At 71.5% G+C, this 14,925-nt stretch carries 9 protein-coding genes; 4 read left to right on the forward strand and 5 right to left on the reverse strand.

Annotated features, from left to right (window positions below; all coding sequences use genetic code 11):
• Positions 1–61: 61 nt before the first annotated feature.
• Both ACQUQD_RS14360 and ACQUQD_RS14365 read right to left on the reverse strand, forming a co-directional pair.
• On the reverse strand, positions 62–3,352 hold the full coding sequence (locus tag ACQUQD_RS14360) for an ATP-dependent helicase (protein ID WP_428952451.1): 3,291 nt from the start codon (positions 3,350–3,352) through the stop codon (positions 62–64).
• Positions 3,353–3,630: 278 nt separating this feature from the next.
• On the reverse strand, positions 3,631–4,005 hold the full coding sequence (locus ACQUQD_RS14365; RefSeq protein WP_428957558.1) for an MGMT family protein: 375 nt from the start codon (positions 4,003–4,005) through the stop codon (positions 3,631–3,633).
• 155 nt (positions 4,006–4,160) lie between these two features.
• Here ACQUQD_RS14365 and ACQUQD_RS14370 point away from each other — a divergent pair, with 155 nt between their 5' ends.
• The 4 genes from ACQUQD_RS14370 (at position 4,161) to ACQUQD_RS14385 (ending at position 11,820) form a co-directional block, all read left to right on the forward strand.
• Entirely contained in the window at positions 4,161–6,926 is a 2,766-nt protein-coding gene (locus tag ACQUQD_RS14370; RefSeq protein WP_428952452.1) for a lysylphosphatidylglycerol synthase domain-containing protein, read from the forward strand.
• 183 nt (positions 6,927–7,109) lie between these two features.
• Complete coding sequence (gene hemG / locus ACQUQD_RS14375; protein ID WP_428952453.1) at positions 7,110–8,489, forward strand: protoporphyrinogen oxidase; 1,380 nt, start codon at positions 7,110–7,112, stop codon at positions 8,487–8,489.
• Between the two features lie 64 nt (positions 8,490–8,553).
• On the forward strand, positions 8,554–10,101 hold the full coding sequence (locus ACQUQD_RS14380; protein ID WP_428952454.1) for an alpha/beta hydrolase: 1,548 nt from the start codon (positions 8,554–8,556) through the stop codon (positions 10,099–10,101).
• Positions 10,102–10,197: 96 nt separating this feature from the next.
• Positions 10,198–11,820, forward strand: coding sequence for an alpha/beta hydrolase (locus tag ACQUQD_RS14385; RefSeq protein ID WP_428952455.1), 1,623 nt, complete (start codon positions 10,198–10,200; stop codon positions 11,818–11,820).
• Positions 11,821–11,920: 100 nt separating this feature from the next.
• Here the strand turns inward: ACQUQD_RS14385 and moeZ are convergent, their stop codons facing one another.
• The 3 genes from moeZ to ACQUQD_RS14400 form a co-directional block, all read right to left on the reverse strand.
• Entirely contained in the window at positions 11,921–13,099 is a 1,179-nt protein-coding gene (gene moeZ / locus ACQUQD_RS14390) for an adenylyltransferase/sulfurtransferase MoeZ (RefSeq protein WP_428952456.1), read from the reverse strand.
• 63 nt (positions 13,100–13,162) lie between these two features.
• Complete coding sequence (locus ACQUQD_RS14395) at positions 13,163–13,912, reverse strand: spherulation-specific family 4 protein (RefSeq protein ID WP_428952457.1); 750 nt, start codon at positions 13,910–13,912, stop codon at positions 13,163–13,165.
• Positions 13,900–14,871: an NAD-dependent epimerase/dehydratase family protein gene (locus tag ACQUQD_RS14400; RefSeq protein WP_428952458.1), complete on the reverse strand. Its 972-nt coding sequence runs from the start codon at positions 14,869–14,871 to the stop codon at positions 13,900–13,902. The genes ACQUQD_RS14395 and ACQUQD_RS14400 overlap by 13 nt, the downstream gene beginning before the upstream one ends.
• Positions 14,872–14,925: the final 54 nt, after the last annotated feature.

Genomic DNA, 14,925 nt, shown 5'->3' on the forward strand with positions numbered 1-14,925 from the left:
CATCGAGGCTAACCGGCACCACCGACAGCGCCGGTCCGTTCCGGCGCAGCGGAGGCGCATGTCACTCCACGACGTGGTTGCCCTCGGGCCGCGCGCTGCACGAGGCGCGGAAGGCGCAGTGCGTGCAGTGCTGTCCGGTGGTCGGCGCGAAGCGTTCGTCGAGGACCTTGCCCGCGGCGGTGGCGAGGAGGTCGCCGACCCACTCCCCTTCGAGGGGTTCCTGCGCCTGCACCTTCGGGAGCGTCTCGCCCCCCTCCTTCTTGGGGGCGCCCTGGCGCAGCTGCACCAGTTCGGCCCCGCCGGGGTGGGGACGGGCGCCGTCGAAGGGCTCGTCGACGGCGCCCTCGCGCACGGCGAGCTGATACACGGCGAGCTGCGGGTGGTGGGCCACGTCGGCCGCGCTGGGGGCCTGTTTGCCGGTCTTGAAGTCGACCACGTAGACGCGGCCTTCGGCGTCACGCTCGACGCGGTCCATGGAGCCGCGGATGCGTACTTCGTAGGAGCCCGCTTCGAGGGTCACGTCGAAGTCGTGCTCACTGGCGACCGGGGTACGGCCGGCGCGGTCCATGACGTGCCACTGGAGGAAGCGCTCCAGCGCCACGCGCGCGTGCTCCTTCTCCTGCGCCGACTTCCAGGGCGCGTCGAAGGCGAGGGCGTCCCACACGGAGTCGAGGCGTTCCATGAGGACGGCGAGATCGGCAGGGGTGCGCCCGGAGGCGACCTCGTCGGCCAGGACGTGCACGACGTTGCCGAAGCCCTGGGCGGCGGTGGCCGGGGCGTCGGCCTTCACCTCACGGCCCAGGAACCACTGCAGCGCACAGGTGTTGGCGAGCTGGTCGAGGGCGCTGCCCGAGAGCACGACGGGCTTGTCGCGGTCCCGCAGGGGGACCTTGCTCTCGGTGGGCTCGTACATGCCCCACCAGCGGTACGGGTGGGCGGACGGCACGAGTGGCCTGCCGTCGTCGTCGCTGAGCGCGGCGAGGCGGGCGAGGCGGCGGGCGGCGGCTTCCCTGAGGGCGTCGGAGGCCCTGGGGTCGACCGTGGTGGCCCGCAGTTCCGCGACGAGGGCCGCCACGGACAGCGGGCGGCGCGGACGGCCGGTGACGTCCTTGGGCTCGACGCCGAGTTCGGTCAGGAACCGGGACGGCTGGTCACCGTCGTCCGCGGGCGCCTTCACCGCGGTGACGACAAGCCGCTCCCTCGCGCGCGTGGCCGCGACGTAGAACAAGCGCCGCTCTTCGGCCAACAGCGCGCCAGGAGTGAGGGGTTCGGCCAGCCCGTCGCGTCCGATGCGGTCGGCCTCCAGGAGGGAGCCCCGGCGGCGCAGATCGGGCCACAGGCCCTCCTGTACGCCCGCGACGACGACCAGCCGCCATTCCAGGCCCTTGGAGCGGTGGGCGGTCATCAGGCGCACGGCATCGGGGCGTACCGCCCGTCCGGCGAGCGTGTCGGCGGCGATGTCCTGGGCTTCCAGCTCTTCCAGGAAGTTACGGGCTCCGCGGCCGCCGGTGCGCTCCTCCGCGCGGGAGGCGAGGGCGAACAGGGCGCACACGGCGTCCAGGTCGCGGTCCGCGTTGCGCCCCGCCGCGCCTCCTCGGCGCGCGGCGCGCTCCAGTCGCTGGGGCCAGGGCGTGCCGTTCCACAGCTCCCAGAGGGCTTCTTCCGCGGTGCCGCCGTCATCGAGCTTCGCGCGGGCCGTCGCGAGGAGCGCGCCGAGGCGCTGTGCACCGCGCGCGTACGCCGGGTCGTGCAGGGCGAGCCGCTCGGGTTCGGCAAGGGCGCGGGCGAGCAGCTCGTCGGAGGGCGGGGGCAGGTGGTTGCCCGCGGCCCGCTCCTCCTCGCGCAGGGCACGCCCCAGGCGGCGCAGATCGGCGGCGTCCATGCCGGCCAGGGGCGAGGCGAGCAGCGTGAGAGCGGTCTCCGTGTCGATCCGGGGAGCGCCTTCGGTGTCGTCCTCGGACGGGCTCTGCGCCACCGTCTTCAGAGCGGTGAGCAGGGGTGCGACAGCCGGTTCATGGCGCAGTGGCAGATCGTCGCCGTCGATGTCCAGGGGGACGCCGGCCGCCGTGAGCGCGCGACGGACCGAGGGGATGCTGCGGGTGCCCGCGCGCACCAGTACGGCCATGTCGCTCCACGGGACGCCGTCCTCCAGGTGGGCACGGCGCAGGATGTCCGCGATGTTGTCGAGCTCGGTGCCGGACGTCGGGTACGTGTAGACCTCCGTCCGGCCGCCGTCGCGCACGGGCGTGAGCTCGCGGTGGGCGCGCACCTTCTCCGCGGGCAGCCGGGTCAGTGGCATCCGCCGGGTGATGCGGCGGGTGGCTTCCAGGAGCCGGTCTCCTGAGCGCCGGGACGTGGTGAGGACCTCGACCGGCGCGGGCGTGCCGTCCGCGCGCGGGAAGTCGTCCGGGAAGTCGAGAATGCCGTTCACGTCGGCGCCGCGGAACGTGTAGATCGACTGGTCCGGGTCGCCGAACGCGACCAGGGTGCGTCCCCTTCCGGCGAGCGCGTGCAGCAGCCGGACCTGGGCGGGGTCGGTGTCCTGGTACTCGTCGACGAACACGGCGTCGTACTGCGCGGCGAGCTGGTCGGCGACCTCGTGGCGGCGGGCCAGGAGCACGGCGCGGTGCACGAGTTCCGCGTAGTCGAGCACGCCCTGCATGTCGAGGACGTCCAGGTACTCGGCCAGGAACGTGGCGGCCGCGCGCCAGTCGGGGCGGCCGATGCGGTGTGCGAAGGCGTCCAGGGCGGCGGGCCCCAGTCCCAGCTCACGGCTGCGGGCGAGCACCGCGCGTACCTCGTCGGCGAAGCCCCGGGTGGTGAGGCAGGCACGCAGTTCGTCGGGCCAGCGCACATGCGCGAGGCCGGCCTGCTGCAGGTCGATCTGGCCCGCGAGGAGATCACGTACGGCGACGTCCTGCTCGGGACCGGACAGCAGGCGCAGGGGCTCCACGAAGAGGTCCGTGTCCTGGTGGGCCCGCACCAGCGCGTAACAGAAGGAGTGGAACGTCGTCGCCTGGGGGGCGCGGGCGGCTCCTATGCGCAGCGCCATCCTGTCGCGCAGTTCGACGGCGGCCTTGCGGCTGAAGGTGAGGACAAGGATGCGCTCGGGTTCGGTGCCCTTGGCGATGCGTGCCGACACCGCTTCCACAAGGGTGGTGGTTTTGCCGGTCCCCGGCCCGGCCAGGACGAGCAGCGGCCCGTGGGCGTGGTCAACCACAGCGCGCTGAGGTGCGTCCAGACGAGGGGGATCCACGGGAGCCGGTGGGGTACGCACCAGCCGATACGCACCCGGGATCCCCTGTCGACCTTGCTGGTGCGACAGGTACCGGGTGGACGAAGAGGAGCTCACGTGGATCGCTGGTCCTGGTGGGTGTGCTGGTGGTCGAAGCGCCGTCCGCGCGGGGCGGTGGCTACGGGGTGAAGGAGGTGTCTGCCATCGACGGTGCCGTCGACGCTACGCCGTCGAGTGTGGCGGAAGCTGAGCTTCCGACGCCTCCCTCGCGCCGCTTCCGGCGCAGGTGTGCGCTGTCTCACGAACGGACACAGTCGTGGCGAAGTGCCCCGAGCGCCCCTTTTCCCCCGTACGGGCCACCAGCGCCCCACCCGCGCGCGAGATGGCCGAAGCTGTCAATTGTGAGCTTCCGTCGGGGTCCGGCCGTCCCAGCGCGCCCGCTTCATGTCGAGGCGCGGCAGGTGGCCCTGCGCGGCGCGAGAGGCCTCACGCAGCGGCGTGCTCTCCTCCCTGTAGTGAGCGAGCGCCCGCAGTTCGTGGCCCGGGAGCAGCGCGCCGTCCGCGCGCACCACGCGCCACCACGGCACGGCCCCTCCGTAGAGGGCCATGACACGCCCCACCTGCCGCGGGCCTCCCTCCTCGAGCCACTCGGCGACGTCCCCGTACGTCATGACCCGCCCGGGCGGGATCAGCTCGGCGACCTCAAGGACCCGCTCGGCGTACTCGGGCAGTTCGCCCGCCGTCCCGCTCTCCTCGCTCATCCGGCCCATCCTGCCCCACGGCACCGACAACATGGAGGGACCTACAAGCCGCGCCCTGGAGAGACGTACAAGAAGGCGCTTGCCGACGACTCCGCGCTCCCCGAATGCACCCTGATACCCCCCTATGGCGATGGGACATGCCACCATCGTGCGGGCGGTGACTGGTGATACGAGATCAAGAAGAGACGACGGAGCAGAGCGTGCACCCCGACAAGGCGGAGGGCACCTCTGTGACACCGGCGCGCCCTGAGGATGCGGCCGAGGAGGCCGCCGAGGTGAAGCAGGAACAGCCACTGCACGACCCCGACTGTGTCGACGCGGACACCCACGCGGAGCGGGTCGACGGCGACGAGCCGTTGCTCCCCGCGCGCGTGCACCGCCCCTCCGACCTGATGCGTCTGCTGGTGGGCGTGCTGGCGATCGCCGTCCTGCTGGCCATCGCCGCGTTCGCGCACGCCACGACCTCGGGCTTCGCCCAGGACATCAACAAGGGCACGGGGCAGGCTCCCGACCTGTTGACGAAGTTCGCGGGGCTCGCGTCGAGCATCGCGATCCTGCTCGTCCCGGTCGCGTTCGCCATCGAGCGACTCATCAAGCGCGACGGGCTGCGCATCGCCGACGGTGTGCTCGCGGCCGTCCTCGCGCACGGCGTGACACTCGCGACCGACCTCTGGGTAGCCAAGGCCGCACCGCAGTCCATCCAGGACGCGCTCACCAAGGTGTCGCCGGGCGACATCCATGCGCTCACCGACCCGGTGCACGGCTACTTGGCGCCGGTCATCGCCTACATGACGGCCGTCGGCATGTCCCGGCGACCACGATGGCGTGTGGTGCTGTGGGTGGTGCTGCTGCTCGACGCGTTCGCGATGCTGGTCACCGGCTACACCACGCCGTTCTCGATCATCCTGACGATCCTCATCGGCTGGACCGTCGCCTACGGAACGCTCTACGCCGTCGGCTCGCCCAATGTGCGGCCCACAGGGCAGACGCTCCTGGCCGGCCTGCGGCACGTCGGCTTCCACCCCGTCAGCGCCTCCCGCGAGGAGGCCCACGAAGGCGCCACGGAGAACGGCGACCGGGGGCGGCGCTACTTCGTCACCCTGGAGGACGGCCCACCGCTCGACGTCACCGTCGTCGACCGCGAACAGCAGGCGCAGGGTTTCTTCTACCGCGTGTGGCGGCGTCTGACCCTGCGCGGCATCACCCAGCGGCGCAGCCTGCAGTCCCTGCGCCAGGCCCTGGAGCAGGAGGCGCTGCTCGCCTATGCGGCGATCTCGGCCGGGGCGAACGCGCCGAAGCTGATCGCCACGTCCGAGCTGGGGCCCGACGCCGTGATCCTCGTCTACGAGCACATCGGCGGCCGCTCCCTGGACTCGATCCCGGACGAGGAGATCACCGACGACCTGTTGCGCGACACCTGGCACCAGGTGCAGGCGCTGCAGTCCCGGCGGATCGCCCACCGGCGGCTCGCGGGTGACGCGATTCTGGTGGATCGTTCCGGCACCGTGTTCCTCACGGATCTGCGCGGCGGTGAGATCGCCGCGGGCGACCTGGTCCTGCGCATGGACATCGCGCAGATGCTCACCACGGTGGGCCTGCGGGTGGGCGCCGAGCGGGCCGTTTCCTCCGCCGTCGGCGTGCTCGGCCCCGACACCGTCGCCGACTGTCTGCCGTTGCTGCAGCCGATCGCGCTCACCCGCTCCACCAGAGCGACGCTGCGCAGGCTCGGGCGGGAGCGGGCCCAGCGGGAGCGCGAGGCCGTCCTGGAGGCGTCCAGCAAGGCCAAACAGGAGCGTCTGGAGCAGAGCGCCGAGGCCGACAGCGACGGCAAGAAGTCCGTGCGGGCCGAGAAGAAGTCCGAGAAGGCGGAGAAGAAGTCCGAGAAGCGGGCCATAGACGTAGCCCTCGACGAGGCGCGCGAGGAGGATCTGCTCACCCAGATCCGCCACCAGGTACTGCGCATCCGGCCGCAGGCGCCCGTCGAACCGGCCCGTCTGGAGCGCATCCGCCCCCGCACGCTGATCAGTTTCATCGCCGGCGCGATCGGCGCGTACTTCCTGCTGTCGCAGCTGACGCACATCGACTTCGGCGCGATCGTCGGCGAGGCGGAGTGGGGCTGGGTCGGCCTCGCGGTGGTGTTCTCCGCGCTCAGCTACGTGGCGGCGGCGATGAGCCTGCTCGGCTTCGTGCCCGAGCGGGTGCCCTTCATGCGGACCGTCGCGGCCCAGGTCGCCGGCTCCTTCGTGAAGATCGTGGCTCCCGCGGCGGTCGGCGGTGTGGCGCTCAATACGCGCTTCCTGCAGCGTTCGGGCGTACGCCCCGGACTCGCGGTCGCCAGTGTCGGTGCCTCGCAGTTGTTCGGCATGGGCAGCCACATCCTGCTGCTGCTGACCTTCGGCTACCTGACAGGGACGGAGAAGACGCCGTCCTTGTCGCCGTCCCGCACGGTCATCGCGGGTCTCCTGACGGTCGCCGTGCTCGTCCTTGTAGTGACGTCGATTCCTTTCCTGCGGAAATTCGTCGTCACGCGCGTGCGGTCGCTGTTCGCCGGTGTCGTGCCGCGCATGCTCGACGTGCTGCAGCGGCCGCGGAAGCTGCTCACCGGTATCGGCGGCATGCTGCTGCTGACCGCCTGCTTCGTGATGTGCCTGGACGCCTCGATCCGCGCCTTCGGCGACGAGACGACCAGCCTGAGCCTGGCCAGTGTCGCGGTCGTCTTCCTGGCCGGTAACGCGCTCGGTTCCGCCGCGCCCACCCCCGGCGGCGTCGGCGCCGTCGAGGCGACCCTGACGGTCGGTCTCATCGCGGTCGGCCTGCCCAAGGAAGTGGCCGCTCCAGCGGTGCTGCTGTACCGACTGCTCACCTTGTGGCTGCCCGTGCTCCCCGGGTGGTTGTTCTTCAACCATCTGACGCGCAAGGGCGCCCTCTAGCCGAGCCGTGGCGCAGGTCTCTGACCAGCGCTCTTCGAGCGCTCACCAACGGGTCGCCTCTACAGGCGACTTGGTTGCGTGACAAGGGTCCCTAGGAGAGGGACCTTCGGCCCGCGGGCCGCTCCCGGCACGGACGTAACGTGATCTGGTGGGCCCAGGAGTGCCCGGCAGGGAGTACGCGTCATGCGTTCAGCGATCATCATCGGGGGCGGAATCAGCGGGCTCGCCGCGGCATGGGAGCTGCGAGGGACCACCGACGTCACCGTCCTGGAGAGCGCCCCGCGCGTGGGCGGGCAGATGCGTTCCGCGTACCTCGCCGGCGTTCCGGTCGACGTGGGGGCCGAGGCGGTGACGGCGTTGCGCCCGGAGGCGGTCGGCCTCGTCCACGAGGTGGGGCTGGGAGAGGCGCTGCGCGATCCCGCCCGGGCGGCCACCGTCGTCTGGTCGAACGGCGCCCTGCGCACGTTCCCCGGCGAACACGTGATGGGCATCCCCGTCGATCCCGTCGGGCTGACCGGCACCGGCCTGCTGTCCGACGGCGGGATCGACCGGCTGCGCCGGGAGGAGGCCCTCCCCGCGCGCGGCCTCGAACGTGACGTCGCGGTCGCCGAGTACCTCGCCGGACGGATCGGCCGGGAGGCCGTCGACCGGCTCGTCGCCCCGCTCGTCGGCGCCCGCGACGGCGCCTCGGCCGACCGGCTGTCGCTGCGGGCGGCGCTGCCCCGGCTCGCCGCGGTGGCCGACCACGGCGGATCCGTGATCGGGGCGCTGCGCACGGTCCGGACCGCGCCGCCGCCCCTGGGCGGTGCGGCGCAGGGGCTCCAGGGCGGGCTGAGCCGACTGCCGCGAGTGGTCGCGCAGGCCTCCGGGGCGCGCATCCTGACCGGTACGCGCGCGCAGGAGCTGCGGCGCACTCCCTCGGGGCGCTGGCGGGTCCTCGCCGCCACCGCGGACGGCCCGCTCGTCGTGGAGGCCGACGCCGTGGTCTGCGCGCTGCCCGCACCGGCCGCCGCGGCCCTTCTGTACCCCCACGCCCCGGGCGCCGACGCCGAGCTGGACAGCATCCGGCACGCAGGGACGGCCGTGGTCACCCTGGCCTTCTCGCGTGCTGTGATGCCGAAGCGCATCCCTCAGGGCAACGGCTACGTCGTACCGCCGATAGAAGGATGGGCCACACGGGAGGTCACCTTCCTGTCCAACAAGTGGCAGCACCTCGCCGCGGCCGAACCGGGCCTCTTCTTGTTACGCATTTCCATGGGTCACATAGAAGAGGAGCGTCAACTGGCGCTCCCCGACCGTCACTTGATCCGCACCGCTGTGAGAGAGCTGCGTCAGGCCCTGGGCGCGGTGGGCGAGCCCGTGGCCGCGCATGTGATGCGGTGGGAGAACGCGCTGCCCCAGTACGACGTCGGCCATATGGAGCGCGTCGCCAGGATCCACAGCGCCGTACGGGAACTGCCCGGCGTCGACATCTGCGGTGCCGCCTTCGCGGGCGTGGATGTCGCGGCCTGTGTGGCCACCGGCAGGGCGGCGGCTCTCCGGCTCCTGGGCGCGGCCGCCTGAAGCGACCTCACCCGCACAGCCCGCAGCCCGAGCGCACCGCACGGGGTCACCGCAGGATGGACGCATGCCCAATCCGTCCCGGCCCCGCGCCGCTGCCCTGGCCGTCACCGCCGCCGCCCTGCTGTCCGCCTCGCTCGCGGCCTGCAGCGACTCCGAGGACGCGGTGGACCTGCCGTCCCAGACGCTGAGCTGGAAGGACTGTCCCGCGCCGTCGGAGTCCGAGGGCGGCGGTGACGCCCCGTCCCCGTTGCCGGGCGGCGCCGAGTGGCAGTGCGCCACCATGAAGGCGCCCCTCGACTGGGACGACCCCAAGGGCAGGACGATCGGGCTCGCGCTGATCCGCGCGAAGGCCAGCGGCGACCAGGACCGGCGCATCGGCTCGCTCGTCTTCAACTTCGGCGGGCCGGGCGGCTCCGGTGTCACCACGCTGCCGGCCTTCGGCGCCGACTACGCCCAGCTGCGCACCCGCTACGACCTGGTCAGCTTCGACCCGCGCGGTGTGGGCCGCAGCGCCGGCGTCGAGTGCGAGGACGACGAGCAGCTCGACGAGTACTTCCAGCAGGACTCGACGCCGGACGACACCTCCGAGCAGACGAAGCTCGTCGACAACATCAAGGCGTTCAACGGAGCCTGCGAGAAGAACTCCGGCAAGATCCTCCCCCACGTCCGCACCACGGACGCGGCCCGCGACATGGACCTGATGCGTCAGGTCCTCGGCGACGACAAGCTGCACTACTTCGGCATCTCGTACGGCACCGAACTGGGCGGCGTCTACGCCCACTTGTTCCCCAAGAACGTGGGCCGCGCCGTCTTCGACGGGGTCGTCGACCCGACCCAGGACGCGGAGCAGGGCTCGCTGGGCCAGGCCAAGGGGTTCCAGCTCGCCCTCGACAACTACGCGAAGGACTGCACGTCCAAGGTCGAGGACTGCCCGGTCGGCGACACGCCCCAGGACGTCAAGGACAAGATCGCCAAGCTGCTCGAGGACCTCGACGACAAGCCCATCCCCGGGATCTTCCCGCGCGACCTGACGCAGACCGCCGCGACCAACGGAATCGCGCAGTCCCTCTACTCACAGGACTTCTGGGAGTACCTCACCGAAGGGCTCCAGCAGGCGTACGACGGCGACGGCAAGGTCCTCATGCTGCTGTCCGACTCGATGAACGGGCGGAACGAGGACGGCAAGTACAGCAACATCCAGGCCGCCAACGTCTCCATCAACTGCGCCGACGACAAGCCCCGTTACACGACGAAGGACGTCGAGGCGAAGCTGCCCGAGTTCCGTGCCGCGTCCCCGCTGTTCGGCGACTACCTGGCCTGGGGCATGCTCGGCTGCACCGGCTGGGCCGTCGACGGCGCCGCCGACCACCCGGACGTCAGCGCTCCCGGGTCCGCCCCGGTCCTCGTCGTCGGCAACACCGGTGACCCGGCCACCCCGTACGAGGGCGCACGCAAGATGGTGGACGCGCTCGGTGACGGCGTGGGGGTCGAGCTGACGTACAAGGGCCAGGGCCACGGCGCCTACGACAGCGGGAACAAGTGCGTGCACAGCGCCGTGAACGGCTATCTCCTCGACGGGAAGGTCCCGAAAGAGGGAACGGTCTGCTCGTGATCGCGGAGTTGTCCACAGGCCGGAGCGAATGTCCGCACCGCCTCCTACGATGGCCTGACTGTCTCTCGAACGGGGGCAGTTGAGGGGGGAGGTGCCATGGCACCAAGGGATTCGCGTGCGCGCGCCTGCGTACGCACACGTGCGGGAACGGGAGTCCGTGCGCTCACGCTGGCGGCGGCCGCCGTGCTCACGACCGGTCTGATCGCGGGCTGCAGCGGCCCGGGCGGCGGCAGCGGGGACGACCCGAAGCCGTCGACGGGCGACAGCGCCTCGCGCTCCACCGCTCCGACGTCCCCCTCCGCTTCCGCACTGCCCCCTCTTCCCCGGTCGCTCACGGCCCAGCGGCTCGACTGGGGCCGTTGCAGAGGGACCGCGAGCACGCCCGCGCCCGGATCCGCCTGGAAGTGCGCGGTGCTCAAGGCCCCGCTCGACTACGCGAAGCCGGACGGGCCGACCATCGGCCTCGCTCTCATCCGCGCCGAGGCCCGGGGCCCGGGGAGCGAGCGGCTCGGCTCCCTGTTGTTCAACTTCGGTGGCCCGGGCGGTTCCGGCGTCGATCTGCTGCCGGCCTTCGCCCCGCAGTACGCGAAGCTGCGCGAGCGCTACGACCTGGTGAGTTTCGACCCCCGCGGGGTCTCGGCGAGCGAAGGGGTGCGGTGCCGCGGCGACAAGGCCACGCAGGCCGCCGAGTCCGTCGACCTGACGCCCGACACGGCGGCGGAGGAGAGGGCGTACCTCAAGGACGCCGCCGACTTCGGCCGGGGCTGCAAGAAGGCCGGTGAGCTGCTCGGCCATGTGTCGACCGTCGAGGCGGCCCGCGACATGGACCTGATGCGTGAGGCTCTCGGCGACGACGAGTTGCACTACATGGGTGTCTCGTACGGAACCGAACTGGGCGGAATCTATGCCCACTTGTTCCCCCATAAGGTCGGTCGGCTCGTCCTGGACGCGGCCGTCGATCCGACGGCCGGACGGGTCGGACAGGCCGAGAACCAGGCCCGCGGGTTCCAGCGCGCCCTCGACAACTACTTCACGTCCCGCGGCAAGGACCCGAAGGAGGGCTCGCGCGAGATCGCGGCGCTCCTGAAGCGACTCGACGCGCGGCCGCTGCCCACGGCGGGCGGTCGCGAGCTGAACGAGTCGCTCGCGACCACCGGCATGGCCGTCACCCTGTACAGCAAGAACAGTTGGCAGGCTCTGACGAGGGCCCTGGAGGACGCGGAGAAGGGCGACGGGACGGCGCTGCTCGAACTCGCCGACTCCTACAACGACCGTGACGCGACCGGGCATTACGGCACCGCGAGCCATTCACAGCGCGCGATCTCCTGCCTGGACGACAAGGCACGGCCGACGACGGCGCAGACGAAGGCACGGCTGGCGGCATTCCGCCAGATCTCCCCCGTGTTCGGCGAGTTCATGGGCTGGGACACCGCGGGCTGGTGCCACGACTGGCCGGTGCCGGGGCAGTGGGACGACCCGGACGTGAGTGCGCCGGGTGCGCCGCCGGTGCTCGTCGTCGGGAACACCGGTGATCCGGCGACGCCCTACGAAGGCGCGCGGCGCATGGCCGATGAGCTGGGCAAGGGCGTCGGCGTCGACCTGACGTGGAAAGGCGAGGGGCACGGTGCGTACGGCTCCGGCAGTTCCTGTGTCGACTCGACGGTGAACACGTATCTGCTGGAGGGGCGAATACCGCGCGACGGCAAGGTGTGCTCCTGACCGTGGCCGGTTCCGGCGCGTGGCGGGCCCCCGACATGCCGGACGGGCCCCGCGCGCAGTGCGCGGGGCCCGTCCGGGAAGGTCACGACGCGGCGGTCGCTCAGTAGACCGGCTTGTCGGGCTCGATCTGGTTCACCCAGCCGATGACGCCGCCGCCGACGTGCACGGCGTCCGCGAAGCCCGCGGACTTCAGCACGGCGAGGACTTCCGCACTGCGGACACCCGTCTTGCAGTGCAAGACGATCTTCTTGTCCTGCGGCAGGCCCTGCAGAGCGGTGCCCATGAGGAACTCGTTCTTCGGGATCAGCTTGGCGCCCGGGATGGAGACGATCTCGTACTCGTTCGGCTCGCGGACGTCGATGATCTCGATGCTCTCGCCGTCGTCGATCCACTCCTTGAGCTGCTTGGGAGTGATCGTCGAACCGGCGGCCGCCTCCTGGGCCTCGTCGGACACGACGCCACAGAAGGCCTCGTAGTCGATGAGCTCGGTGACGGTCGGGTTCTCGCCGCAGACCGCGCAGTTGGGGTCCTTGCGGACCTTGACCTGGCGGTACTGCATCTCCAGGGCGTCGTAGATCATCAGGCGGCCGACCAGCGGGTCGCCGACACCGGCGAGGACCTTGATCGCCTCGGTGACCTGGATGGAGCCGATGGACGCGCACAGCACGCCCAGGACGCCGCCCTCGGCGCAGGAGGGGACCATGCCCGGCGGCGGGGGCTCCGGGTACAGGCAGCGGTAGCACGGCCCGTGCTCGGACCAGAAGACCGAGGCCTGGCCGTCGAAGCGGTAGATGGAACCCCAGACGTACGGCTTGTTCAGCAGCACGCAGGCGTCGTTGACGAGGTAACGCGTCGCGAAGTTGTCCGTGCCGTCGACGATCAGGTCGTACTGGCTGAAGATGTCCATCACGTTCTCGGCCTCGAGCCGCTCTTCGTGAAGGATCACGTTCACGTACGGGTTGATGCCGAGGACCGAGTCCTTCGCGGACTCCGCCTTGGACCGGCCGATGTCGGCCTGGCTGTGGATGATCTGGCGCTGCAGGTTCGACTCGTCGACCTCGTCGAACTCCACGATGCCGAGCGTGCCCACGCCGGCCGCGGCCAGGTACATCAGGGCCGGGGACCCGAGGCCGCCGGCGCCCACACAGAGCACCTTGGCGTTCTTCAGCCGCTTCTGCCCGTCCATCCCGACATCCGGGATGATCAGGTGGCGGGAGTACCTGCGGACCTCGTCTACGGTGAGCTCAGCAGCTGGCTCGACCAGGGGTGGCAGCGACACGGGGACTCCGTTGGTCGGTATCTACGTACGGTTGTTCCGTCTGTAACACTGCCACGCCCTTCTTCATTCCGAGACACCTGGTCCGATACGCGAGACGATTTCGTCCCAGTAACCGGGCATCGACTCCCAGGGGTCCGTCGGGCCGCCGCGATCCGTGCGGTCCGTGAAGTAGATCGTGCCCGCACCCTGCCAGCGCGCGATGCGCAGCGCCTCCTCGAGGTGACCGCGCGGCATGCCGTGGACGAAGTGGCAGAAGCGCTCGGGCGGATACTCCGCGGTCCACTCGGCGACCTGGGACCAGCGGTAGTCGCTCCAGGGACCGGAGAAGGTCACCAACTGGTCGGCGGTCTCGGCGAATCCGGGGTACGGGTGGGTGCCGTGGCCGAGCACGATGTACGCGTCGTCGACGAGCGCGCGCAGCGTCGTGACGGTGCGCCGGACCTCGGGGAGCGCGGCCCGCTCGGTGGGACAGCGGTCGAGGCTGAACCCGTCGACCTGGTACCAGTCGAGGAAGCGGTGGGCGTCCGAGACGATCTCCCCGAAGGACCGGGCGCCGTAGGTCATGTCGACGTGACCAAGGACACGCACCCCGGCGTTGCGCAGACGTCCTGCCGCTTCGAGGCAGTGCGGGTCGGGACGGGCCCCCGGACCGTTGGCGACATTCAGGACGACCCAGTGCAAAGGGGTTGCGGGTCGGGTGAGTTCGGCCCACTCCGCGGGGGCGACGAGGGGGTGGGCGAAACCGGGGATGCCGAAGCCGAGCCGTACGTCGGTGCTCGACAGGCCGGTCGTGGTGGGAGTCAGATACGGCATGCCGCCTCCATCCAGATGTCGGCGAGGGACTCTTCGAGGTTGATGCGGGGACGCCAGCCGAGCCGGTCGCGGGCCGTGCGCACGTCGGCCTGCTGCCAGCTCCCGCAGCCGTCGGGGTACGGGTACGCGGCGGCCGGCGGGACCGGCATCCCGTGGTCGGATTCGGAGCGCGGGTGGCCGACGGATTGCCGGAGCCCGGCGGGCGGCGCGTCGAGTTCGTGGAGGGCGCCGCCGAAGCCGGCGACCCGGGCGAGCACGGAGGCGGCGTCGCGCAGCCGCACGGCGCGGCCCGAGCCGATGTTGATGACGCCCTGGGCGGCGGAGAGCGAGGCGGCGTGCACGGCGCGCGCCACGTCGCGTACGTCGATGAAGTCACGCTGTGCGCCCAGGCCGCCGAGCTTCAGTTCGCCGTCACCGGCCTGCATCGCGCGGCGCATGGCCTCGGCGAGCCTGCCGAGCGGCGATCCGGCGGGGGTGCCGGGGCCGGCGGGCGAGAAGACGCGCAGGACGACCGCGTCGAGGCCGGAGCCCAGGACGAGTTCGGTCGCGGCGAGCTTGCTGACGCCGTACGGGCCGCCCGGCCTGGGCACCGCGTCCTCGGCGGTGGACGAGCCGGGCTGCGACGGGCCGTACTCGGCGCCGCAGCCGATCTGTACGAGGCGGGCGCCGCAGCCGCTGCGGCGCAGGGCCTCGCAGATGGTGGCGACGGCGACGGTGTTGTGCCGGGTGAGGTCGCGGGCGCCGCCGCGGGTGGCGCCGGCGCAGTTGATGACGACCCCGGGGTGGACGGCGTCCAGGAAGCGGGTGAGCGCGCCCGGGCTGCCGGTGGCCAGGTCGAAGCGGACGTCCGCGTCGTCGCCCCGGCCGAGCGCGGTGAGCTGTACGGCGGGATCTGCCAGGAGTCGGTCGGCGACGAAGCGGCCGAGGTACCCGTTGGCTCCGATCAGCAGGACCCTCATCGGACGCCTCCCAGGGTTCGCGCTCCGCGCGCTGCGCGCCGTGCGCGCGGACCG

Source organism: Streptomyces sp. cg35 (genome assembly GCF_050410835.1).
Taxonomy (GTDB): Bacteria; Actinomycetota; Actinomycetes; order Streptomycetales; family Streptomycetaceae; genus Streptomyces.